This window comes from Paraburkholderia sp. J69-1 (assembly GCF_905220255.1).
GTDB lineage: Bacteria > Pseudomonadota > Gammaproteobacteria > Burkholderiales > Burkholderiaceae > Paraburkholderia.
On record NZ_CAJMZG010000007.1, the window covers coordinates 37,103 to 60,942 of the forward strand.

Annotated in this window: 19 protein-coding genes; 5 read left to right on the forward strand and 14 right to left on the reverse strand. The window is 56.7% G+C overall.

What is annotated here, in order from left to right:
* Positions 1-104: 104 nt before the first annotated feature.
* Positions 105-1,427 (reverse strand): hypothetical protein, encoded by a 1,323-nt coding sequence (locus tag U5A67_RS14205; RefSeq protein WP_321815180.1) that lies wholly within the window; start codon positions 1,425-1,427, stop codon positions 105-107.
* A gap of 683 nt (positions 1,428-2,110) precedes the next feature.
* Here U5A67_RS14205 and U5A67_RS14210 point away from each other — a divergent pair.
* Together U5A67_RS14210 and U5A67_RS14215 are read left to right on the forward strand one after the other, a co-directional pair.
* Entirely contained in the window at positions 2,111-3,127 is a 1,017-nt protein-coding gene (locus U5A67_RS14210; RefSeq protein WP_321815179.1) for a hypothetical protein, read from the forward strand.
* A complete protein-coding gene (locus U5A67_RS14215; protein WP_321815178.1) occupies positions 3,124-3,756 on the forward strand; it encodes a hypothetical protein in 633 nt (210 codons plus the stop codon). The genes U5A67_RS14210 and U5A67_RS14215 overlap by 4 nt, the downstream gene beginning before the upstream one ends.
* A 63-nt stretch (positions 3,757-3,819) precedes the next feature.
* On the opposite strand, the gene U5A67_RS14220 is transcribed toward U5A67_RS14215, so the two are convergent.
* Complete coding sequence (locus U5A67_RS14220) at positions 3,820-4,074, reverse strand: hypothetical protein (protein WP_321815177.1); 255 nt, start codon at positions 4,072-4,074, stop codon at positions 3,820-3,822.
* The gene (locus U5A67_RS14225) at positions 4,056-5,174 is read right to left on the reverse strand and encodes a HEPN-associated N-terminal domain-containing protein (protein ID WP_321815176.1); all 1,119 of its coding nucleotides are present in this window, start codon (positions 5,172-5,174) and stop codon (positions 4,056-4,058) included. Before U5A67_RS14225 ends, U5A67_RS14220 begins: the two co-directional genes overlap by 19 nt.
* 286 nt (positions 5,175-5,460) lie before the next feature.
* On the opposite strand from U5A67_RS14225, the gene U5A67_RS14230 reads away from it, so the two are divergent.
* Complete coding sequence (locus tag U5A67_RS14230; protein WP_321815175.1) at positions 5,461-6,159, forward strand: hypothetical protein; 699 nt, start codon at positions 5,461-5,463, stop codon at positions 6,157-6,159.
* A gap of 15 nt (positions 6,160-6,174) precedes the next feature.
* On the forward strand, positions 6,175-7,284 hold the full coding sequence (locus U5A67_RS14235; RefSeq protein WP_321815174.1) for an XRE family transcriptional regulator: 1,110 nt from the start codon (positions 6,175-6,177) through the stop codon (positions 7,282-7,284).
* Positions 7,285-7,881: 597 nt separating this feature from the next.
* Here U5A67_RS14235 and U5A67_RS14240 read toward each other — a convergent pair.
* From U5A67_RS14240 to U5A67_RS14285, 10 genes are all read right to left on the reverse strand, one after another.
* Entirely contained in the window at positions 7,882-8,634 is a 753-nt protein-coding gene (locus U5A67_RS14240) for an H-NS family nucleoid-associated regulatory protein (RefSeq protein WP_321815173.1), read from the reverse strand.
* A 172-nt stretch (positions 8,635-8,806) separates the two neighbouring features.
* Positions 8,807-9,454: an SGNH/GDSL hydrolase family protein gene (locus tag U5A67_RS14245; RefSeq protein ID WP_321815172.1), complete on the reverse strand. Its 648-nt coding sequence runs from the start codon at positions 9,452-9,454 to the stop codon at positions 8,807-8,809.
* 634 nt (positions 9,455-10,088) lie between these two features.
* On the reverse strand, positions 10,089-11,216 hold the full coding sequence (locus U5A67_RS14250) for a porin (RefSeq protein WP_321815171.1): 1,128 nt from the start codon (positions 11,214-11,216) through the stop codon (positions 10,089-10,091).
* Between the two features lie 92 nt (positions 11,217-11,308).
* Positions 11,309-12,838 carry an amino acid permease gene (locus U5A67_RS14255; RefSeq protein WP_321815170.1) on the reverse strand — a complete coding sequence of 510 codons (1,530 nt, stop codon included), beginning with the start codon at positions 12,836-12,838 and terminating at the stop codon, positions 11,309-11,311.
* 436 nt (positions 12,839-13,274) lie between these two features.
* Entirely contained in the window at positions 13,275-14,048 is a 774-nt protein-coding gene (tpiA, locus tag U5A67_RS14260) for a triose-phosphate isomerase (protein ID WP_321815169.1), read from the reverse strand.
* Positions 14,049-14,111: 63 nt separating this feature from the next.
* Positions 14,112-15,401 (reverse strand): phosphopyruvate hydratase, encoded by a 1,290-nt coding sequence (gene eno / locus U5A67_RS14265; protein ID WP_321815168.1) that lies wholly within the window; start codon positions 15,399-15,401, stop codon positions 14,112-14,114.
* A gap of 101 nt (positions 15,402-15,502) precedes the next feature.
* A complete protein-coding gene (gene eat, locus U5A67_RS14270) occupies positions 15,503-16,921 on the reverse strand; it encodes an ethanolamine permease (protein WP_321815167.1) in 1,419 nt (472 codons plus the stop codon).
* A gap of 170 nt (positions 16,922-17,091) precedes the next feature.
* Positions 17,092-18,507, reverse strand: coding sequence for an FGGY family carbohydrate kinase (locus U5A67_RS14275; protein WP_321815166.1), 1,416 nt, complete (start codon positions 18,505-18,507; stop codon positions 17,092-17,094).
* Between the two features lie 35 nt (positions 18,508-18,542).
* The gene (locus tag U5A67_RS14280; RefSeq protein ID WP_321815165.1) at positions 18,543-19,775 is read right to left on the reverse strand and encodes an NAD(P)/FAD-dependent oxidoreductase; all 1,233 of its coding nucleotides are present in this window, start codon (positions 19,773-19,775) and stop codon (positions 18,543-18,545) included.
* Positions 19,768-21,168: an NAD(P)/FAD-dependent oxidoreductase gene (locus U5A67_RS14285; protein ID WP_321815164.1), complete on the reverse strand. Its 1,401-nt coding sequence runs from the start codon at positions 21,166-21,168 to the stop codon at positions 19,768-19,770. The genes U5A67_RS14280 and U5A67_RS14285 overlap by 8 nt, the downstream gene beginning before the upstream one ends.
* A gap of 214 nt (positions 21,169-21,382) precedes the next feature.
* Here U5A67_RS14285 and U5A67_RS14290 point away from each other — a divergent pair, with 214 nt between their 5' ends.
* Positions 21,383-22,162 carry a DeoR/GlpR family DNA-binding transcription regulator gene (locus U5A67_RS14290; protein WP_321815163.1) on the forward strand — a complete coding sequence of 260 codons (780 nt, stop codon included), beginning with the start codon at positions 21,383-21,385 and terminating at the stop codon, positions 22,160-22,162.
* Positions 22,163-22,198: 36 nt separating this feature from the next.
* On the opposite strand, the gene U5A67_RS14295 is transcribed toward U5A67_RS14290, so the two are convergent.
* Positions 22,199-23,827, reverse strand: a complete 1,629-nt coding sequence (locus tag U5A67_RS14295; RefSeq protein ID WP_415767844.1) for an NADP-dependent glyceraldehyde-3-phosphate dehydrogenase — start codon at positions 23,825-23,827, stop codon at positions 22,199-22,201.
* Positions 23,828-23,840: the final 13 nt, after the last annotated feature.

Genomic DNA, 23,840 nt, shown 5'->3' on the forward strand with positions numbered 1-23,840 from the left:
AACCTACTGGCTGCCGCTCAACAAGTTTACGAACAGCCTCTGTGTCCGTTGCGCGGCGCGGCAAGCGCGCCGCTGTTTGATCACTTTATGCCCACCGATGTTCACTAACCCCGCTTACTCGAAGTCTTGCGCGAAAAAAACTTAAGGATTTTTAAAACAATCAACGTCACCAGGCGCAGCAGAGTCTGCACAAAGCGCAATGAGAGGCAGGCAACTCGACGAACGAAATGGCAACTGCGTCTACGTTCCACGGCCTCTCGTTTGTCAAGTTTATCTAGTTTTACAGTTGACCCAGCGACTTTTCCGCCAACGATGACAGAGAAAAACAAGTAATAAAGCCAGCGAACGTATTTCGTGTGAGTGTCCGCGTCGACCTTAGCCTGCATTCTTTCCTGACTATCTCGTAGACGAACAAGTGTTGGCACAATACTTTCTATATCGAGTGCAACGGGAATTCCCAGATCCCCCTGTGTCTGCCTGCCACCGAAGGGGTCAGGAAATGCGGAGCCATACTGAGGTGGTGTAGCCAAGCACTCAGGAGAAGGCGACGCTGTACGACTAAATGCCCCGCCCAAGTGAATGATTGGGCAAGTTTTTTCGTTATATGCCGCGATTTCGGTCCGAATCGCCTCGATTTCCTCTGGTGAGGCCGCCTTTGCAGGCCACGCGTAAATTTTCGCAGAATTCTGTGGGCCGAACTCCTGATAGAGCAGCGTGTGTTGCGTCGAGTAGTCAAGGAGCCTTTGCTGAACAAGCGAGGCCCATCTGCAGGATACGATAGCCGTCATATCGTTTTCTCGACACCATCGTACGTAGCCTACAGCCTGCTTTGCCAGATATGCACTGGCCGCCTGCGTCGTATGAGAATCCTCATCAAGCTTTTGCTTATGAAAATTCACTTGCGTGTCGGCAACAAAGATAACTGCGGCCAGCAAGCCAGCAATGACCCATACATGGTCGTAGACATGCCAGAATTTTTCGTCCAGTCGACGCAAATCGACCAGTATTAACATCAAGCACCAACCGCTGAGCATTCCGATCGCGACAAGCACACCCATACCCCAACCACTTCCCATGACGCCATGACCGCCCTCCACATACGTATCAGGCAGCAGAGTGGTCGCAGGCCATAGGGACACCATGCTCAACACCCCGGGTATTACACTAATTACCAGAACAGCAAGAACACCCTTCTTTCTTGCGAGTACGTATCCGGCGACAATCAGAAGCATCATCAGAAGAACTGAGATGCCTCGCAGAACGTCAAAGAAATACTCGTGGTGGCTCAATACGGAAGAGAAGAATGGCGACATATCTCCCTGTGCCGTCCGATCAAACATCCCGGCCTTAACACCATACCCGTCCAAGCCTTGTTGCAATGTCCACGCAGCGCTATCAAGCAGTTGTTTATAAGGATAAAGAAACATTATTGCTCTCTTCTCGCGAAAACGATCAATTTTCTCAGTAGTGGATTCATATGCCTGACCATCGTAACAGAGCTACTGAACATTCTCCCGCCATACCATCACTGCACAGACCCACGCTGACTTTACCCGCCTACGTCAGTAACTCCGTCCCACCTAAAAGTCGCGATATTGGAACAAGTCTCCCCGCATCCACGTCCAGCCCCGATCGCACATTCCCTCGAGGCCAAGTTAGTGCGTCGCTCGCCCACTTCAAGGCACGCCTCTCCTGGCCGGCAAAAAGAACAATCCGTGTCAGCAGTGGGGGCGGACAGCAGCTTGTGCTCTTTTATCGAGTCTCGTTTGCTGACACATCTCGAAGAAAGGTAGCAGTTCGATGCTCCGCAGCCCCTACTGTGCGATACAGAGCAGAGTACCGAGACCTCACGCTTTTGAGCATTTTCAAAGCGAGTAGAATCTTTAAGGAGCAAACGCCCAACGCCACTGTTTATGCCGCATGCATAACTATGCGTACATGACGTTGAGCCTAAATTTAACGAGGCCAAGGTCCGACATGGCGAACGCCAACTCGAACGTTCAATTTGACAGATTGAGTGGACGCAAAAATTTGTCTAATTGTTTGATAAATTGACGTAAAGAACGTACGCATTCGACTATAACCAAGTGAACGAACGGGGAAAAAGAAAATGGCACTGGAGGCGATCTACAGTTTTTTGACTTATCCGAAACGAAGCAGTCCAGACGATCCTCTCGCACCCGGGACCGAAATACCAGTAGACGAAGACAACAAACTCGTCCGCATGCTGAGTCGCCTGTATGCGAACGCGCCAGAAGACTGCCACGTCCCCATCAAATTTAGAGCCGACAACGAAGACCAGACGAATCCCGTCCGCAGCGAGTTAATCGCTTTGTTAGACGCCCCCTCAGTCGAGTCCGCCGCGCCCCTCGCCCTGCGCCTCCAGAAGACGACGGGCGGTAACTCGGGTATGGGCCTCATGTTCATCTGTCTAGGCGATGAGGACGACGGAACGCGCATCCTAATCTCGCGCTTCCCAGCGGATGAAGGTGTTGTGGCCGAACGCAGAGAAGCCGAACTCACTGTCCAATTTGTCGAGCAGGTGTTCCTCAAGAGCGCGCACTCGTACAAGGCAGCAGCGTTCCATGCAAGCGGCCGGCCAGATCAGCTGTGGGGCGGACATATCGTCGACCGTCAGCTCAACCATGGGAGCCGCAGCGTTGCGGACTACTGGATCGTCTCGTTTCTTGAGGCCGAAGAAGCGACGACTCCGGCCCTCGGGACGAAGCGCCTGGCCAGGACGCTCAAGAAGGCTTTGTCCCAAACTGATGATGGCAACGCAAAACAGGAGATAACCGCAGCGGCACAGCTTGCGGGAGGAATTCCTGCTCGCCGGTCGCTCTCCATCGCTCAATTCTGTGAGCATTTTCACTTCTCGGCAGCAACGACCGAGCTGGTACTGAGGTGCATTGACCCGCCGCGGCTTGCGGACGACAAATTTCGGTTCGATCCTGCGGAGTTCGCTCAACACCTGGCCTATAAACAGGTTGAGTTGAATAACGGTGCTATCCTCACGGCACCTGCTGAGAGGTTCGACGAGATTTACGAGAGACAGAGGCGGCGGGTCGGCGAGACGTTTTCGACGACTGGTGAAATCGTCGACCAAAAGTTGAAGACCACTAAATGACTAAGGACGAAGCGCTCGCCGAATACACAGCCCGCTACGACGCGCTGCTTCGACCATTGGCTGGCAGACTCGAGGCGCTGCTCCGCGACCACCTCGACGGGATACAGCACATCGACCGAATTAGCGCGCGGGCCAAGGCGCCCGAGCGCTTCGCGGACAAGGCAGTAAAGGTCAGAGAAGATGGGACTTTAAAGTACGAGCACCCGTTCGAGCAGGTACAGGACCTCGTTGGTGTTCGCGTTGTCGTCTTCTACAAGCAAGATGTCGATGTTGTCTCAGGCATCGTCGAAAAATACTTCACGCGAATCGAAAAGAGGGATGTCGTCCCAGACCAGGAGAGCAGTTTCGGCTACATCGGCAAGCATTTCATCCTGTCAGTGCCCGCAGACGTTGTTCCCGACGATGCCGACACTTCGACGCTGCCAAAGTTTTTTGAACTTCAAATCAAGACACTCTTTCAGCACGCCTGGAGCGAGGCGAGCCATGACCTCGCGTATAAGCCAGACAACGAACTAAGCAGCCATCAACAACGACTTGTTGCCTTTACCGCCGCGCAAGCATGGGGCGCAGATCATCACTTCGCGCAACTGCATACGGAGTTGAACGGCGCACCTCCCCCAGAGAGCTGACTAGTCCCTTCCATAAAGGCATGAAAATAGCCGGCGAGGCACGCTGGCCGTCGCCATATTTCATCAAGCATCGACGAAGGTGGATTGAGAGATGGCCTCAAACTCAGAGGCAATCGCTCCGTCAATTTCGCGCCCCAGGACCTCCTTTTTCCATCCGTTGGCAGGTGGCCACTCGACACCGACCAGTTCAAGTTGCGCCTTCGTATACCCACCGTTGCGCGTAGCATTGGCACGGAGCCATTCATTGGTAATCTGCAAGGTCATCCCCGAAAGTTGCACTACTGCTAATGGCTTAAGGGCTATGCCGATGTCGCCCACCTATCGCCCTCGAAGGTCAGGCTTGGCGACGGCTTAGGCCCCCACGATGGCTCTTCCAAGCCTAGGTCGACGGGCCCCAAGAATAGAGCAATATTCCAACCGTGCGGATGAACCGTACTCGCATATGCGATTCCGTCTACGGTGCCATCCTGAAACTCATAGTCCCGGACGAATTCGGTGACAACCTGTGACGGCAAGTAGTCGACATGAACGCGCTGGTCTCTCTCTACCGGTTTCATGATGTCAGTTGCAAAGCTGTGCAAAAAGCTGACCGTGAGTCGCTGCGCCCGATACACATCAGAGAATATGCTAGGTACGGGTGGTAGTGTGCGAAGGTCTAACACGCGAAGTGGACGACTCGTTCGCCAACGCCCGACCTTTGCCTTCACTGCCCTCGTTTCTTTGAGCGCCGTCGCAATAGTCGATGCAAGATACAACATCGGAATCCCTGCCGGGTTCATGCGATTGCTCTGCAAGGCGTATTCGACTGGCGGCGGTCCGAAGTCAGTCGCACCAAACCTCTTGCCCTTTTTAAGATCTGTACGTGCTCGCCACAACGAGGTCCCCACAGGTATTTCTTGAATCAAGCCGATATTTTCGCTGACGCCCGCGATATGGCTCAGAAGTGATGCCGGTGTGAGTGAGTCTCGGTCATCATGGCCCGTCGCATGGAAGAAGAAGCGTCGCTCGTGCTTTACGGTCTCGCAAAACCGCTCCCAGCTCGACCGAAGTGCATCATCCAAGTCGAGTCCGCCCACATCGTAATCGCACCACTCTTCATCCACCATAGAGTACGCGATTGCGTTGAACAGCCGTCCATTGTGGTCTCTAGGCAATATGAGATCAATCTTCGCCAACATGTCCCAAGAGCCCCAGTGCTGGCCCAGGTAGCCGCCTTCGGCCGAACAGTAACCAAGCTGGTCGACGGCTCGACCGTAGTAGCGCCGAATACATTCCTCGATGCGCTGCGTTAATTTATCGAAGTCTGCCGTAGGCGAATCGAATCGACTACATGCGCAGCAGCCGCGTCGGCCACCCTCATTTCGAATCCAGGCACGCAGGTCTTCGTCAGCGAAGCAAGAGGAACAGACGCGGTTCATTTCTCAGTAGCAAAAGTTAAGGTCCGCTGCGCAGCGCAACGGATGAGGCTGGATTGTATCGATTGGCGTCGGAACGTACCGTGGATGCTCGCCAGCATCTGCGCATGCCCATCAGCGTGCTGGCAGCGTTGGCCGTTCAAAGCGCGCGAGTGGATTTCCTGAGAGTTGGCGCATATACTGTATATCCATACAGTCAACCCCATCGCATGCCAGCCTCTTAACTTCCGGTTTTTCAACCTCGGATTGAGGTAGAATAACCGGAAGTCAACTGCCCTTGGAGGCAACATTGTCCGAATTTCTTGATGGGATGTCAGTACCGGCACAACCTCGCGGCGAGGTTGTCCATGAGCCTTCGATGGTGTCGGAGCGACTGCAGGAGCTGCATCCCAGCTTGGATGAGGCCTTGTTCCGTGACGCTAACGAGCACGGCTACCGAGCGCGGATTGAAATCACGCCCGCGTACCCGACGACCGCAGCAGGTACGTTCCACTGGCATGAAGCGGTGTTCGCGCTCCGGACGGCCTTGATTGCGCGCGAGTGGGTTAAGAAAGACCCCCAGAACTGCCCGTTTATCTTGTCTCCGGATAAATCGGTCGCTATCCTGGTGATGACCGGCGACACTGACACCGGACTCGTGAATGGTTCCCCGACCAATCAGAGTCAAAAGGGAACAGTGCTCAAGCAAGCCGTCTCGGCAAACTACGAGTTGTTCGAGACTGCGGCGCTTTCCAAGCTTGAGCGCGCGAAGAACGGCACACAAATGTGGGTTTTGCTGTACCACGTTGGCGTAGACCAACACGGTCGAACCGAATTGCGGGCTGAGCTTTCGTTGCCTTCGCGATTCGAGCGCAAGAAGATTGTTGGATGGTCCGAGCGCATCATCCTCGGCGCCATTCATCCGGATGGTGAATACGATGCCATCGTTGACGCACCTGTGGCACCGGCACCCGTCGAAGTTCCAGTGGAGCGTCGACACGCAAGTTAAAGAAACACATACACGATGAACCTGAACCCCTCACGATTGGAATTTGCCCGCATGCGCCGAGGCTGGACCAAGGCGCGCTTGGCGAACGAGCTAGGCGTGCAGGTTCGGTCCGTGCAAGGGTACGAGTCTGGCGAGTACGCTCCGGAGCCGGAGCGCCTCTCGCAAATCAGTACGTTGTTGCAGTTCCCCGAAGAGTTTTTCTTCGGGGACGACTTGCCGGTGATTGACGAGCATACGGCGAGTTTCCGCTCGATGTCGAAGATGTCCGCGACGTTGAAGCGCACAGCTCTCGGAGCAGGAACAACTGCGTTCCTGCTCAATGAGTGGATTGAAGAGCGCTTCCGACTCCCCGAGGCAGATCTTCCCGATTTGAGCGACCTTTCGCCCGAAGACGCGGCCGCAACATTGCGGCGGATGTGGGGCATCGGCGAAGCGCCCGTCAACAACCTGACGCACCTCCTTGAGCTCAAGGGCATTCGCGTCTACTCGCTGGCAATCGAAGCGAAGGAAGTGGACGCATTTAGCGTGTGGCACTCCGGGCGCCCATTCGTCTTTCTGAATACCTTCAAGACGGCAGAGCATAGCCGGTTCGACGCAGCTCACGAACTCGGCCACCTGGTACGCGATAGGCACAGCATGTTGCATGGTGACGCCCACAGTCCAGAGATGGAAAAGGAAGCAAATGCATTTGCCGGCGCCTTCCTTATGCCCAAGAACACGATTACGGCCCATCGCTCTGGACTCGCGACGATGGGGAAGCTAATCGACATGAAGCGCATCTGGGGAGTCTCACTCTCCGCGCTTGCCTTCAGAATGAACCAGCTAGGCTTGTTCACTGAGTGGACCTATCGCAATCTCTGTATTCAGATAGGTAAGCATGGTTACAGGACGACCGAGCCCAACCCAATGGCACCCGAGTCGTCACAGGTACTGAGAAAAGTATTTGACTCGCTTCGGAATGAAGGAGTGAGTCGAACGGATATCGCCAGAGACCTATGCCTCACTCAGCAAGACATCGATAACTTGACCTTCGGCTTGACGCTGTCTGGCGTCAGTACCGCAGCCAGGGGTATCGGGCGCCAGTCGCCACCGTCTGTTTCAAAGCCCAAGCTGCGAGCCGTTTGAGTGACGGCGTAGGCACTCAAACATTGCGTAAGCATCCCCGATGCCTCAGTATTGTCGCGAAAGGTTTGGGGATGCTTTCAAGCACTTTCTATCGGCCGCTGCCAGAAGTTTGCGTCAACTCACTCTCAGCCTCTCCCGTTGAAGCGACGGGTTACCTCTACCGATATTATTCCCACCCGTACTTGGCGCGGTCGTAGAGGCAAGCAAGCTTCCGAAAAGCCGTGGAATAGTTCGAAGTCTGGAAGCGGCCAATGTTTGCTGCATGCAAGAAATTATCGAATGACGTCGTAGTCCTCACGCCTCCAATCAAAGAATGGCAGATACTGGGCACCTGCGCGCTCTAGAATCCGCTGACGGGACATTTCATTGGCCCACCAGCCGGGACCGTAGATGGCTTCGCCATCGTACTCGACGATAGTCGAGCGTCATTGGCCTCAAATATATATGTCGCATGTTGCGACGCAACAAAAATCGAGGTAGAGTTTGAACTGTCTCCTCCTTATCCACCTAGGATTGGATTCAGCCCGCCGAGTGCGGGCTTTTTCTTTTCTGGAGTGACCTCGAATTGCGCGTCGCTTGCCTCACAGGGCCATGCGCTTAGCCGGCAGCCGGTGGAGCTTGCGTTTCCGCTGCGAAGGCGCCAGCGACTTCTGTGTTCGCCGCTTCTGTGACGACCGCTTTCTTTGCCGCAGCTTTCTTCACAGGCGCATTTGCTTTCTTTTGCGCAGCCTTTTTCATAGGCGACTTCGTGGCTAACGCTGACTTCTTTGTCGTTACTGCCTTCTTTACAGGCGCGGCCTTCTTCGCGGACGCTGCCTTCTTTGCAGGCTTCGATTGCTCTTCCGCGCTCCCCGGATTAGCAATCAGATAACGTGTACGGTCTTTGGCGCTCGCGATCCATGCAGGTGCGCGCCCCCGACCACTCCACGTTGCGCCGGATTTCGGGTCTTGATAGACGGCTGGCTGCGGGCCACGCACGTAATTGCCCTTCTTCGCCGACGCCTTCACCACACCACTGCTCGCGGTAACTGGACCATCCACAAGAAACTTGCTTCGGTCCTTGGCATTCGCAATCCACGCCGGTGCCCGTCCGTGTCCCGTCCAGGTTGCGCCCGTCTTTGGGTCCGCGTATTTCGCCACCGCGGCGCTCTTCCCTGCTGCAGCGCCTGATTGCGCTTTGCGGCCGCGTCGCTTGCCAGCGTGAGCCTCAACGTCAGCAACGGTGATACCGTGCTTGGCCATCAGATCGCGGATTTTATTCAGCACTACCGTCGACTTGTTCGCAACGATTGCTTCTGCCTGGGCTTGAAGCTTTGCAATTCGCGCCTGAATAGATTCGAGCGTGGCCATAGAGTGAGGTTTCCTTTATGAAGGTAATTGACCGCACTATGCCACATCGCGAAGTTTAGTTGTAATAGCGTGCAAAAGGTCCTCTGAGACAAACGCCATCAAGAACTGCGCGTTGTCGGCGCGACCTGGGCGATAGATAACTTCTGCTCATTGGCCGCATCCAGTACATTTTCTATCTGAATGACATACAGGAAAGTTTCTCGGCAACATGCGTGCCAAGCTTGAAATGTCCCTCAGCATCCAAATGCACGCCATCAATGTCACTCACCTGCACCACTTGGCTAGCATCCAAAAATGCAGCGCCCGCATCCGACGCCGACTTAGCCATCCCTCGCGCAAGTGCAAGAGACTTGGTCGAACCACCCTCGAAGATCTCACCAAGAAATCCGACCTCACGGATCACTGGCGGCGCCAAGACCAGCGCCTGCGGCTGACGCCCTTCGGGTCCGACGTTACTTCTGCCGATAACCGCAAGCAAAGCAGCTAGTGAGTACCCGATATCTGCCCCAGTTACACCGAACCGGGTCTTTAAATCATTAGTACCAAGCATCAGAATCACTAGGTCGATGGGTGCATGACTTTCAAGACATGCTTGCAGAAAACGCGCTCCGTTCTTGTGAGCACCCTCAATAGGATCGTCATGAACTGTCGTCCTGCTAGCAAGGCCCTCCTCGATTACCTCCCATTGATCACCCAGTTGCTTTCGCAAAACTCCGGGCCATCGCGTCTCGCGATCAAAGCGTACAAAATCGTCGGCGATAGATGTCATCGGCTTAGTGCCGTAAGTGTTTGAGTCGCCATAGCAGAGAACTGTACGCATAGATCCATCATCTCCTATCCGAAAATCGATTTCATTCTTTCAACTTGAAGCCGCAAACAGCGTTAAGGCAATTCGCACGTTGGCGCGGACTCAAATTGTCGAGGGATATCCACCCGCATCAAATGGTCTAGCTTCGCTCTGCACTTGATATACGCTTTTCCGTTGACAGAGGAGATCTGATCGTCGAACGTCTGCAACACAACCTCCACGAGAGTTGCTGCTTCAGTGGACAATAACCAATCGCCAGTCTTCTCCGCAGCCTCAGCACTCGCCTCAAGAACGCTCTCTACAGCGCAATACAATGCATGCTCTGCAGATCCGCATCCCTCTTTCCAAAGAAAATATGATAGGTAGGTACAACGTACGAGTTCGAATAGCTGGTATCGGTTTCCGTTTCCCGTACGACATGCCGCTAGAGCCATGTGTGCTTTGAGCGAGATTTCGTTTATATGGGCGGCGGGCAGAGGCAACAACATCTGCTTTTGAACTACAGCACCTCCTAGTCGGGGCATACACTTATGTCTTGCTTTACTTCTAGCCATAGCTCAAATTTCCAACATCATCAAAAGCTGAGCGCAGGCGTGGAGCGATGGAGCGCCCCACGTTTTGCGCGGTCCTACCAGTCTGCTCTGCGTCAGAATCGATGCCTCACTCCAACGAGAGCGTATTCCTGAGTGCTTTTCCCCGCTGAATAGCCGAACGATCCGATCGAGGCTTCAGCTACGCCGGAGCCGTTTTCACCGGACGCGTGCTGGTAGCCGGCTGACGCGTACACATCCGTTCGCTTGCTCAGCGAGTAGTCGATACCGAGATTCGCTTGATGGTATGTCGCGGCGGAATCGCCAGTCGTGCGCGTGTAGTTGTACCCTCCGACAATCTGGAAGGCAGGCGTGAATTGATAGGACAGGAAAACCGATCCATTGTGATATTTCTCCGACACGGTGAAGCTCGAAGAAGCGTCAGGCGCGTAAAGAGAATAGCTATATCCAACGCCAGCGGTCAGGCGCTCGATCGTGTACTGCGCAGCCAGCCTGGCGATTCCAATTGAGCGAGCAGAGGCATAGGCAGCGTTCACGGGCGTATTGAACAGCGTGTCCGCCGAGGAAGTTCCCCGGTCGCCCAGTACCGCATTGCCATTGTCGATGTGAAGATATCCACCCGCGAGGCTAAGGTTTCCGGCGGTCCACAGCAGCGCAGCGCTGTATGTCGCGCCGGAACCGGTCGCGCCCGCGACGCCGCCAAAGGAATACATCAACGCCCCCTGGAAGCCACCCCATCCCGGACTCGTCCATTTCACAGAATTGTTAAAGCGCGCATCACTGTCGTAGTTGTCCACATCCCCTGGAGTAGCAAACCATCCGCTAAAGGCATCCGCGGTGATTGGCTGAAGAAGATCAGAGATGGGGTCGTATTGGCGGCCGAGCGTGAACGTGCCCGCAACATCGCTCGCAAGTCCAACAAAGCTCTGTCGTCCGAATAGTCGACTACTTTGCGCAGCTTCGCCAGTCGCAACGTCAAACCCGTTTTCAAGCTGAAAGATTGCTGCGAGACCGCCCCCCAGATCTTCACGCCCCTTGAGCCCCCACTCCGACCCAGACAGGTTGCTGGTTTGCTGCCTCCAAAGCGAACTCGCGCCGTTCACATTGTGAATGTAAGCAATCCCTGTGTCGACAATGCCATAGAGCGTAACGCTGCTTTGCGCATGGGCAGTCGTTACGCAGGACATGACAAGGACGCCAATAGCCGGAAGGTACTTTTTCATATATATAGGTCTACTTAGTATATTCATGACCGACCGAGATACATTCGATGGCACCGCCCCAGCGCAGCGCCATATCTCACACCCAATGCAGGCTATTCGCCTACTGCATTGATCGTGTGTTGCGGGCTATCATTCGAAATGCTCTCGTTAAGCGGCGGCCCACGGAATCGGTTACGAACGCCTGCTCCCCACCAAAGCACCAGAAGCGCAGCTGCCATTCCGATGACGAGGTACAACACCTTTTCATTCGGCGGGCGCACTCCAGTGAAGACGAGAATCGCTCCTCCAATGACCGCCAAGGTGCCGACCGGCTTGGAAAATGATCCGAGATCGAAAGGCCCTTTTCTGGTCCAGGAACGTCCCTCGGCCAGCACACCTGCGGCCGTTGGCATGATGTACGAAAGGTAAAGCAGTACAGCGCATCCGGTCGACAATACGACGAACGCATCGCCATACAGCGTCGCCGCCATCGCCAGCGCAGCCGTCACCCAGATTCCCGGCCCAGGGGTTGCCCGCTTGGCGTTGATCTGTCGAAGCCAGCCTGAGGCGGGCAAGCCCCCATCGCGCGCAAATGCGTACATCATGCGTGAAGTGGACGTGAGTGCCGCAAGCGCGCAAAGATAATTGATGATGAATATCGCCACGCCGAGCGCAACGCGCAGCGCAGCCGGCAACGGGGCCAGCAGTGCGGAGAAGAAGTCGCCACCCTGCTTGACTCCTTGTGCCACGTTCGGCATGACGAGCACGAACGTACAGATCAGCACGTAACCAAAGATCACAGACCACACTACTGACGTGATAATCCCCTTCGGTACCGCCTTGCTTGCGTTGTGCGTCTCTTCTGCGGTGTGTGCGGACGCGTCAAAGCCAGTGATCGTATAGATCGTCAGCAAAAGCCCGGAGAGGAACACACTGATTGCGCTGCTGCTTTGCGGCCAGGGGCTGCCCTCCGTACCCGTGTAGTTGGTAAAGGTAAACAGGCGCGAGAGGTCAAGATGCACTGGCGTCGTCGCAAGCAAAGAACCAATAAGGACGATGACAACGGCAAAGATCAGCCAGCCCGACAGGTCCGTGAGCCGCATCGTGATACGCGGTGCATATTGGTTCAGCAGAGCCTGAGTCGCGATGCAAACGCCGATAAACAGTGTCTGCGCGCCCCAACCCAACGCATCGACTTTGACCCCTAACAAGGGAGCGATAAACGATTTAAAGAATGGGTCGTAAAGGCCGAAGTCGATCGATGCCATGGCGAAGATCAACCCTATGAGGTTGAACCAGGCGGTCGCCCAGCCCCAGCCTTTTCCGCCCAGAATCGAGCTCCAGTGGTACAAGCCGCCAGCGGTCGGATACGCCGATGCGATCTGCGCCATAGCAAGCGCCACTACTACTGAAAACAATGCGCCGATCGGCCACCCGAGCCCGATCGACAACCCTCCGCCAGCACCCAGCGCTTGCGGGAACGCCGTAATCCCGCCCGCCAACACGCAAATAATCGCAAATGAAATTGCGAAGTTGGAGAAACCACTCATTCGCCGCGATAACTCTTGCGTGTAGCCGAGACTCGCCAGCAATTTTGCGTCGTCATCGCCACTGCCGGGCGACCGAATATTTTCCGAAGCCATGGAGGTGAACTCCCCAAACCAGACTACTGCCATCCTAAAAGGTCCGATGCACAGGACCGCCCCGACCATCGTTCACATTCGCAGGCGCAGGTTCAGTCATGCGAAAGAGCGAACGGTCAGTGAAATATAGCCCGAACAAAAATAAATCCAATAATTTTTTGCCCGAACAGTCACATCGTTAACCCGAACAGGCAGAAAATTTGATTTATTGAAGTTGCTAGGTGCCTGCAGGCAACAGGCAGGTGCGGTCCGTCCGCCCAAGGGGCTATCGACTGAAATGCCTCGAATATCGATGGCCGACGCCGAAGCTGACGCTATCCGATCGCGCCAGAGCGGAGTGCTGCAAAATTGCATGCGAGCCCGAGCCTGCCGGCCGCTTGCAGGTCCGGCGAAGCTTGTACTGCGTAATGTGGCGATAGACCGCGGCGGCTGCGGTTTAGATCGCGCAGGTGCGTTGTGCCGCGCTGCAGATACCCGCAAACTCCGTCGACACCAGCGACGCACCGCCTACAAGCGCGCCGTCTATGTCCTCTTGCATGAACAATTCTTCAGCGTTCCCTGCCTTTACACTGCCCCCGTACAGAATTGGCCGGTCTTTCAACTCAGGGGATACCGCGGCGAGGACCCGACGGATATGCGCGTGAACCTCCTGCGCCTGTCCAGGAGACGCCGTGCGTCCGGTGCCAATGGCCCAAACAGGCTCGTAGGCAAAGACAATATGTCCTTGCTGCTCAGTTGAAAGCTCTTCCAGGACTTCAATCAGTTGAGCGGATACCACTTCGGTAGTCTCGCTCGCGTCGCGTTGTTCGATTGTTTCGCCCACGCACAGGATCGGTGTCAGCCCGGATTCGACTGCGCGCTTCACTTTCGCTGCAATAGTCTCGGAACGTTCACCGTGATAGCTCCGACGTTCAGAATGTCCAACGATCGCGAAAGACGCACCGAACTCTGCTGCCATGACTGCAGAAGTTTCGCCGGTATACGCGCCACTGAGATGAGCGGAAACGTCCTGAACGCCCCAAGCAGCGTGGGAGCCCTGTAACGCGTTCTGAGCCTGACTCAGGTAGGGAAACGGAACGCAAACAGCAATCTGAACGCGCGTAAACGCCTGATCCCCATGACCACGAAGCTCGGAAAGGCGCGCCGCATTCTCGGCCAGATTTCCGTTTAGCTTCCAATTGCCAACGACTAACTTCCGTTCTCTAGACATCGACTTCTTCCTTGCAAAAATGCAACTCGCCGCTTGAGAGCGGCGAGTTAGAGGCAATTGCGTTTAGACGTTACGCAGGTTGTAGAACGCCGACTTGCCCGGGTAGCTGGCGATATCACCGAGGTCTTCCTCGATGCGCAGCAGCTGGTTGTACTTCGAGATACGGTCCGAGCGCGAGAGCGAGCCGGTCTTGATCTGACCAGCGTTCAGGCCGACGGCGATGTCCGCGATGGTCGAATCTTCGGTTTCGCCCGAACGGTGCGAAATTACGGCCGTGTAGCCCGCGCGCTTGGCCATTTCGATGGCTGCGAAGGTTTCCGTCAGCGTGCCGATCTGATTGATCTTGATGAGGATCGAGTTGGCGATGCCCTTCTCGATGCCTTCCTTCAGGATGCGCGTGTTGGTGACGAACAGGTCGTCGCCCACGAGCTGGACCTTCTTGCCGAGCTTGTCGGTCAGGAGCTTCCAGCCGGCCCAGTCGGACTCGTGCATGCCGTCTTCGATCGAGACGATCGGGAACTTGTCGGCGAGCGTGGCGAGGTAGTCGGCGAATTCAGCCGACGACAGTTGCAGGCCTTCGCCGGCGAGCTGGTACTTGCCGTCGTGGTAGAACTCGCTCGCGGCGCAGTCCAGCGCCAGCAGAACGTCTTCACCGGCGCGGTAGCCAGCCTTTTCGATCGCTTGCAGGATGGTCGAGAGGCATTCGTCGTTGCTGCCGAAGTTCGGTGCGAAACCGCCTTCGTCGCCCACGGCCGTGCTCATGCCGCGATCCGAGAGGATCTTCTTGAGCGCGTGGAAGATTTCCGCGCCGCAACGCAGCGCTTCGCGGAACGTCGGCTGGCTCACCGGCACGATCATGAATTCCTGGATGTCCAGGCTGTTGTTCGCGTGTGCGCCACCGTTGACGATGTTCATCATCGGCACCGGCAGTTGCATCGCGCCCGAACCGCCGAAGTAGCGGTACAGCGGCAGGCCGGCTTCTTCAGCAGCAGCCTTCGCAACAGCCATCGAGACAGCCAGCATCGCGTTCGCGCCAAGACGCGACTTGTTGTCGGTGCCGTCGAGTTCGAGCAGGGTCTTGTCGAGGAAGGCCTGTTCCGATGCGTCGAGGCCCATGATCGCCTCGGAGATTTCGGTGTTGATGTGCTCGACAGCCTTCAGCACGCCCTTGCCGTTGTAGCGGCCGGTTTCGCCGTCGCGCAGTTCGATCGCTTCGCGCGAGCCGGTCGATGCGCCCGACGGCACTGCCGCGCGGCCCATCGTGCCCGATTCGAGCAGCACGTCACATTCGACGGTCGGATTGCCGCGCGAATCCAGAATCTCGCGGGCGATAACGTCTACGATGTTGCACATCAGTATTTCAGTCTCTTTCAACATTCAAAAATTCAAATGCTGGCCAATGCTGCGGCCAGCACCTGAGGCCCTGACAATCCTTTCCCTGAAGCTCTTCAGATTTAGTCCTGAATGCTCGTTACAGGCGTCGTGATATTGTCGACGGGCGCGCTCTCACGCGATTGCCGCGTCGCACGGAATACGAGGTAGCCGAGGGCAACGATAGCCACGAACATACCGGCGAGTACCGGGTAGAACCAGATCATGCTGCCCAGCGAAACAAGGATGCCAAACAGCGCAAACGCGGGAACGAACGGATAACCTGGCGCTCGGAACGGTCGCGCGAGGCCGGGTTCGCTCGCTCGCAACTTGAACAATGCGAGCATGCTGATACCGTACATCGTCATCATGCCCAATACAGAGATCACCGCGATATCGAACATCACATCATCGGCGCCACCCTTGGCGACCCAGCTGACGACATAGATCGTCGCCACACCGATAGCACCACCAGAAAGGATCGCCCAGTGCGGCGTCTTGAAAGTCGGATTCACATGAGCAAGGAAGCGTGGGAGATAGCCCTCACGCGCCTGAGCGAAGATCTGACGCGAGTAGCCCAGAATGATCCCGTGGAACGATGCAACGAGGCCGCCCAACCCAAGCCAGACCATCATGTGCAGCCAGCCACTGTGTTCGCCAACGACAATCTTCATTGCTTCAGGAAGCGGCGCGTCCTTGTTGGCAATCTGGCGCCAGTCGCCAGTTGCGCCTGCGAAGATCATGACACCGAACGCCAACACGACCAGCGTGATAATTGCCCCAATGTAGGCGCGCGGAATCGAACGGCGCGGATTTTTGGCTTCCTCTGCCGCCATCGCAACACCGTCGATACAACCGAAGAACCAGACCGCGAAGGGGATTGCAGCGAAAATACCCGGAATCGCCAGCGACGTAAAATGGTCTTGTCCGCTCCAGCCATGCTGAACGAAGTTGGAGATATGGAAGCCAGGCGAGACGACGCCCATAAAGACGAGCAGTTCAAAAATTGCGAATGCCGTCACCACCAGTTCGAATGCTGCTGCGATCTGAATGCCGACGATGTTCAGCGCCATAAAGACGGCATAAGCCCCCAGAGCAGCGGTCTTTGTATCGAGCCCCTTGAACTGGAACGAAAGATACCCCCCAATCGCCAGGGCGATAGTAGGCGGCGTGAACACATACTGCACAAGCGTCGCGGCCCCAGCGAAGTAGCCCCCCGTTTCGCCGAATGCGTGACGGGCGTAGGCGAACGGGCCGCCCGCGTGCGGAATCGAGGTGCTCAGCTCAGTAAAGCTGAAAATGAATGCCGTAAACATCGCTGCGATGAAAACGGTCGTGACCAGAAAGCCCAGCGTACCGGCCTGCGCCCAACCAAGACTCCAGCCGAAATACTCTCCGGAGATCACGAGACCGACCGCGATCGACCAGAGATGCCACGTGCCAAGCGTCTGCTTGAGCTCGGGGTGTGTGACGGTTCCTTGATGCTTATCCTGCTTGCTCATTGCTGTCTCCCGACAACTACAGATGTACGCTATCCAGAGCGTCTTGCATTACGACGACTGATAAACGCTGTGCGGATTGATGTATTACGATTAGTACAACTAGATTACGTAGATTGAGATTTACCGATGAGAAGGCGCCTCAGCTTGACGCCTTCCGCTCACATGGCGACCTAGCGCCAGCCCTTTGAACGTTTCACAGCTTCGGCAAAACTCGCTTTCCAGTCAGCAATTGTCGCGTGCGACTGGCGCGGCTTGAACACGGTCGACGCGTTCTTGTACTCGGGCAGCTCGGCTCCGAGCCCGCGCGCAGCAAGGGCTGCGCAACCGAACGCAGTCAACTCGTGGAATCGCTGCGTGACAATCGTCCGTTCAAGCACATCTGCCAGGAACTGCACAAAATAGACATTTCGTGCGAGCCCGCCGTCCACAGACAGGCGTTCGGTTACGTCGACGCGACCGCTCATCGCACTGATCACTTCTGACGTGCATAGAGCAACACCTTCGAGCAGGGACTGGCACAGTTCGCTCTTGCTTGTTGATGCGACCATGCCAACCCACAGTGCGCCCGCCGTGCGATCCCAGTGCGGGCAAGCCAAGCCCGACAGGGCCGGCACGAACGCCAGGCCGCCTGCAATCGCCGGAGGCGCCTCAAACGTCGAGATTTCAGACAGATCGTCAAAGAGCCCGAGACGCCCGGCCCACTCCACCGCCGAGCTAGCGTCGTAGACGCCACCGTCGAGCGCATAAGTGATCTCGTTGCCGATTCGCCACGCAACCGTCGGCAGGAGACCCTGCTGCGGGGCGCGGATAATCTGCGATCCAGTCAGCGTCAGGGCGAAGGCTCCAGTGCCAAAGGTGATCTTGGCATCACCCGCTTTACGACAGCCGTGACCGTAAAGTGCCGCCTGCTGGTCGACGATGGACGCAGTGACCGGGACGGTGCCGACGCTCCCGAAGTTGCCAACAGTCGGCCGGATTTCGGGCAGACACTCAATCGGAACATCGAACAGCCGGCAGAGTTCTTCATCCCACTCTCCCGTTTCCAAGTTCATCAGCGACGTGCGCGACGCTGTCGTCGTGTCGGTCGCAAAATGTCCGGTCAGTCTGTCGAGAAAGTAGGCATCAGTCGTTCCGAGACGCAACGTGCCCGCCTTCTTTGCGGCACGTACACGATCATTGTTGCGAAGGAGCCACGCAAGCTTTGACGCCGAGAAGTACGGATCCAGAGGAAGGCCCGCGCGGGCCAGCGTGATCTCCTCTGCGCCCGACTCGCGCAAGTCCTTGAGTAGATTAGCGGTGCGGTTGTCCTGCCACACGATCACCGGCGAAAGCGCTTCCCCGCTCACGGCGTCCCATGCGAGGCAACTTTCGCCCTGGTTCGCGAGGCCGATTGTATCGACAGTGCCAGCTGCCTCGATGCACGCGTTCAGGTTGGAAAGTAGTTCCTCCGGCGAGTGTTCAACCCAACCCGGATGAGGATGGTGTTGCCGGTGTCGAACGGCGTGGACAATATCGGCACCACCGTTGCTATCGGCCACCAGAACACGGGTGCTGGTGGTGCCTTGATCGATTGCTGCGATACGCATGCTGCGTGCTCCTTCGTCTCTGGCTGTTATTTCACTTACGCCTGCACGCCAATGCGAAGCGTATCGGTATTCTCGGGAACCTCGAGCTGATTAAGCGGAATCAGGAGACGCCGTTCGGGAAGCAACGAAATGTTCTTCTTCCACAGCGGCTTGTTTCCTGCGCTGATGCTCAAGGTGCCATGTGCTTCGTGCTCGACACGCACCTGGAGATACTCGAGACCACGCATGGACATTGGGAGCACCAGGCGCTGCGGCATCACGAGCTTGATACCTTCGGAGCGCTCGATAAGCGTCGTTCGCATCGTCGCCGGAAGGTGTCCCATGAGATCGTCCGCCACGATGTTGCCGATTCGCCGGCCCTCCCTGAACGACCATCCCGCAGTCTCCAACGGACGCAGAACATTTCCTGCTGCGTAGTAGGTGCCATCGGAGCATCGTCCGAACTGATCGACTTGCGGGCCCTTCGTGCCCTGGTCAAGCACTAAATGGCTGCCTCGGACCAAGGTTGCTTCTGGGGTGAACCGTCCGGTAAACAACACGCCGTCGCACTCGACTTCGCGAACCTTCCCTCCGGGTCCACGCAGACGCACGGCTTCTACCCGCTTGGTACCGCAGATTTCCTCGATGTGCGTCCCGTAGTGAACGGGAATGCCACACAATCGGGGGAACATCGCAAATGCCCGGTAGGTTGTCGGGCGGTCGTTCTCTTCCACGATGGCAACCGGCTTGATGCCTGCATTCCGACAGGTCAGCACCGACGAAATCGACACAAGCTCAGTGCCGACGATGAGAGGGCGTTTGAACGGAATCAGGTTGCGAAGATAGACGAACGCCTGCAAGGCGCCCGTGTTGAAGACGCCAATCGGGCGGTCTCCCGAAACGAAGCGGGCCGAACGCGGTGTTTCACGCACGCCAGTTGCGATAATGACGCGCTTGGCTTTAGCCGTCCCGCGGCCGGCTGCACTGACGATTTGCAGACGAGCACCTTCTTCCATACGCACTACGGTCGTGTCCGTATGAATCGTGACGCCGTGCTCCTGAGCGTAGCGGACAAGCCGTCGAGCGTATTCCGGCCCCGTGTAGATACGGCCGAACTCGCGCATGCCGAACGGAGGATGGCCGCAATGGCGCGGCACGCCGCCAGCTACTGGCTCACGCTCAATGATGGCAACACGCGATACCCCACGCTTACGCAGTTCGACTGCTGCGGCGATACCCGACGGACCACCGCCGATGATGATGACGTCCGCTTCGATTGCGTTACTCATGACTCACTCCAACTGCCAGCGGAAATTCAAACTTGCCTGCCGTAATTTCAGCGACTCGTGCGCTGCAGTAGAACCCTTGGCAGCGCCCCATACATGCGCGCGTCCGGCGGCGAAGGCCACCGAAGTCACCTGCGGGAATCTCACTCACCAGTGCGGCCTCGATTTCCCGGCGAGTCACCAACTCGCAATGGCAGACGATTTCGTTGTCACCGGGGCGCTCCCAATCACGCTCGCGATGCTCGGAGATGTTCGGCATCCTTGGGCAAGCGACTTGCTGAGGTGCCGTAAGCGTACGGCCTGACTCTGCATACAGCTTTGCCGCGTGTTGAGCGAGCCCCAAAGCCGCCGTCAAACCCGTTGAACGAATGCCGCCCAGAGCGATGTAGCCACGCTCGGCGTCCTGGTGCACACGGTATTCCTTCTTCTCTGTGGCAGGGCGCAAGCCAGCGTAGATGGCATTCACTGGAACGTTCGCAAGTGACGGCACCAGCTCCGCGGCCTTGGCTGCCAGCGATTTGAGCGTGCTTTCCTCGACCGTCGCATGCACACGGTCTTCCTGTTCCTCAGCGGTCGGGCCAACGAGGACGTTGCCAAAAGCAGTACGCACCACGACGACGCCTTTGGTTCGTTCAGTCGGGACCGGGAGCAAAATCGTGCGGATGAACGAAGCAGCGGACTTGTCGAACACCACGAATTGACCCTTACGGGGCCGGATTTCGAAGCTGGCCGTTCCGAGGAACATCGCCTCAATACGATCTCCGTAGACCCCTGCGCAGTTAATCACCACGCTTGCGCGGAACTCGCCGCGGGTAGTCTCAATTTCCCATTCGTTGCCAACGCGCATCGCGCCTTTTACTTCGGCATTGAATTGAACCGTAGCGCCATTTTGAACGGCTTGCGTGAGGTAGCCGAGAGGAGCACTCCATGGATCAATAACGTGCTCGCGAGGAACCAGCAGGCCCTCCCTCACGGTCGGGTTGATGTGCGGCTCACGCTTCAGAATTTCGGCACGCGACACCCGACGCACATCGCTGACGCCATTCGCCCGCGCTTGAGCTTCAATGCCGTCGAGTTTGGCAACTTCCTCGTCAGTCCAAGCTGCAACAATCGCACCCGTTTCAAGAATCGAGAGATTCATCTGCGGAGCGATAGCGACATATTCGTCATAGCCGGCCTGCATGCAGGCAACTTCCAAGCTTCCAGTCGGTGCGTCGAAGCCCGTATGCAGAATCGCGCTGTTCGACTTGCTTGCACCTGACAACAAATCCGAGCCCTTTTCCAGCATCAATACGCGCGCGCCATCAAGCGCAAATCGACGGGCAACAGCGCAGCCCACGACGCCGGCACCTATTACCGCGACGTCATACACGCCGATGTTCAGTCCCTTTTTCACGCCACACCTCTTCGCCAAATCCTGTATGACTGAACGGTAATTTCTAATGCCCGAACAGTCAACAAATCAAAATGCTTCATAGGGAAATCACTGAGACCGAAACAGTCAAAATTTGCCCGTTTGATGTAAGCTTGGGCTTCAATCAGTGACCGATGAGGCAGTGTGAGCCCCGGACGCTGCCCGATTTGACAGCAGGAATCAGGATCCACCATCAATGAAGCCATCGGAAAGACACACAGCCATCCTTGCGCACGTCCGCGATTCGGGCAAAGTGACTGTGGATTTCCTCGCCGACAATTTGGGCACTTCGCGGGAAACCATCCGGCGCGATTTGACCGAACTCTCGCTTCGCGGGCTGTTGCGGAAGTATCACGGCGGGGCCGAACGCCTCGATCGGCGCACCGAAGGTGCCTTCAATGCACGGTTAAGCGAACAAGCCGACGAGAAGCGTGCTGTCGCACGCCTCGCTGCGTCACTCTTCGACAAAGACGACACCCTCTTCGTTGATACCGGCACGACGACGCTCGCATTCGCGGAAGAACTGGCAGCCAGGCCGAAGATGACCATCGTCACGAATTCGGTCACGATTACTCAAACGCTCGCACGCAGCAGCGAGCGACATCGGGTTTTCATGATTGGCGGTGAATTCCTCGAGGAAGCATCCGAGAATGTCGGTGCATTGGCTGTCGAGCAGATAAAGCAATTCACCGCACACGACGCGGTTATCACCGTCGGCGCTATTGATGCTACTGGCGCCATGGATTTCGAACTGCGAGAAGCAGAGATCGCGCGCGCAATGATTGGCCAAGCCCGCCGAGTTACAGTCATCGCGGATGACACCAAGCTGAATCGCTCCGCACTGTTCCGCGTGTGTCTGCTCAACGAAATCCATCGCATCGTCGTCAACGAATACCCAGATCCGCAGTTGGCTGATGCTTTCCGGGCTGCGGGCATCGAAATCCTCACACCAGACGGAAACGAAAAGGCAGCATGAAGGGAACGCGGGCGCGCAAGCGCGCCCGCGCCCTCATCAGAACGTGTATCGCGTATTGATGATGCGGCTTTCGTTTGACTCGGCAATTGCTTGAATAAGCTTCGTGCCGGAGTCGCCGGCCTTCACGGACACCATGGTCCGAATCGAGAACGCACGCAGAGCGTCGTGAACCGAGAGCGTGCCTTCCGCAGAGTCTTTACGTCCTGCAAACGGGAACGCATCCGGACCACGCTGACACTGCGCATTGAGGTTGATTCGACAAACCTGGTTGGCCAGGGCATCGACAACCTCAGCGATTTGTCCGGAGCTCTGTCCAAAGACACTGACCTGCTGGCCGTAATCCGAGCTCGCCACATAATCAAGCGCCTCTGCCACTTCCGAGAACGGCGCAACCGGCACGACTGGCCCGAATTGCTCTTCGCGGTACAGCTTCATGCCCGGCTTTGCGGGGTATACGACAGCCGGATGGAACAGCGTCTCCGTCACATTGCCGCCCCCCTCGTTCATCACCCGAGCGCCATGCGAGCGCGCGTCTTCGACGCATTCGCTTAGATAGTCACAGCGAGCTTTGTCCGGCAGCGGCGTGATGACGACGCCTTCCTGCCACGGCATTCCGCGTTTGAGCTGGTTCACTGCGCCAGCCAGGCGCTCGACGAACGCATCGGCAATCGACTCATGCACGAGAATCATCTTGATAGCTGTGCATCGCTGACCATTGAAGGAGAGCGAACCAGCAACGCATTCCCGAACGGCAAGGTCCAGGTCTGCGTCCGGCAAGATGATGGCAGCGTTCTTGGCATCGAGCCCCAGCACCGCGCGCAGTCGGTTGGACTTCGGATGTGCCTTCTTCAGCTGGTCAGCAACGCGGCTCGAACCAATCAACGCGAGTACGTTGACGCTGCCGGTTTCCATCAGCTTCGGAACGATTTCTGCACCGTTACCATAGAGCAAATTCACGACACCGGCCGGGAACGCCTGCTGGAACGCGGCCAGCATCGGTGCATACAGCAAGACACCAAAGCGCGGGGGCTTCAGCATCACAGTGTTGCCCATCACCAGCGCGGGAATCAGTGTTGTGAACGTCTCGTTAAGCGGATAGTTATACGGGCCCAGGCAAAGCGTAACGCCGAGCGGAGACCTGCGAATTTGCCCGACCGTCCCTTCTACGACCTCGAAGTTTGCACCCTTATTCTCAATACGCTTCAGCTCGACCAGCGTGTCGCGAATGTAGGTGATGGTGCGGTCGAATTCCTTCTCCGAATCCTTGAGCGTTTTGCCGATTTCCCACATAAGGAGTCGGACAATGTCGTCGCGCTTTTCAATGATGAGGCGAGTGAATTCTTCGACGCAGGCGATGCGCTCCGCCGCTCGCATCGTCGGCCACTGACCACGGCCGTTTCCGTAGGCGCGCTCTGCAGCCTCCAGGGCATCCATGGCTTCTTCCAGACTGCCCTCTGGCACGCTGCCGAGCTCCATCGGTGCGAACACGCCATTCGCATCGCCGACGACGATGGCCGAATGAATTGACCGGACACCGCCTGCCCATTGCCGCAGCGCTCCATCAATCAGAATGCTCCGTTGATGCAGTGGTGCGCGAATGCGACATGCTTCCGGAATATCTTCGACCGTTGAAAAGATTGCCGCGACGTCGACATCTCCCTCAATGACTGCCATTCTC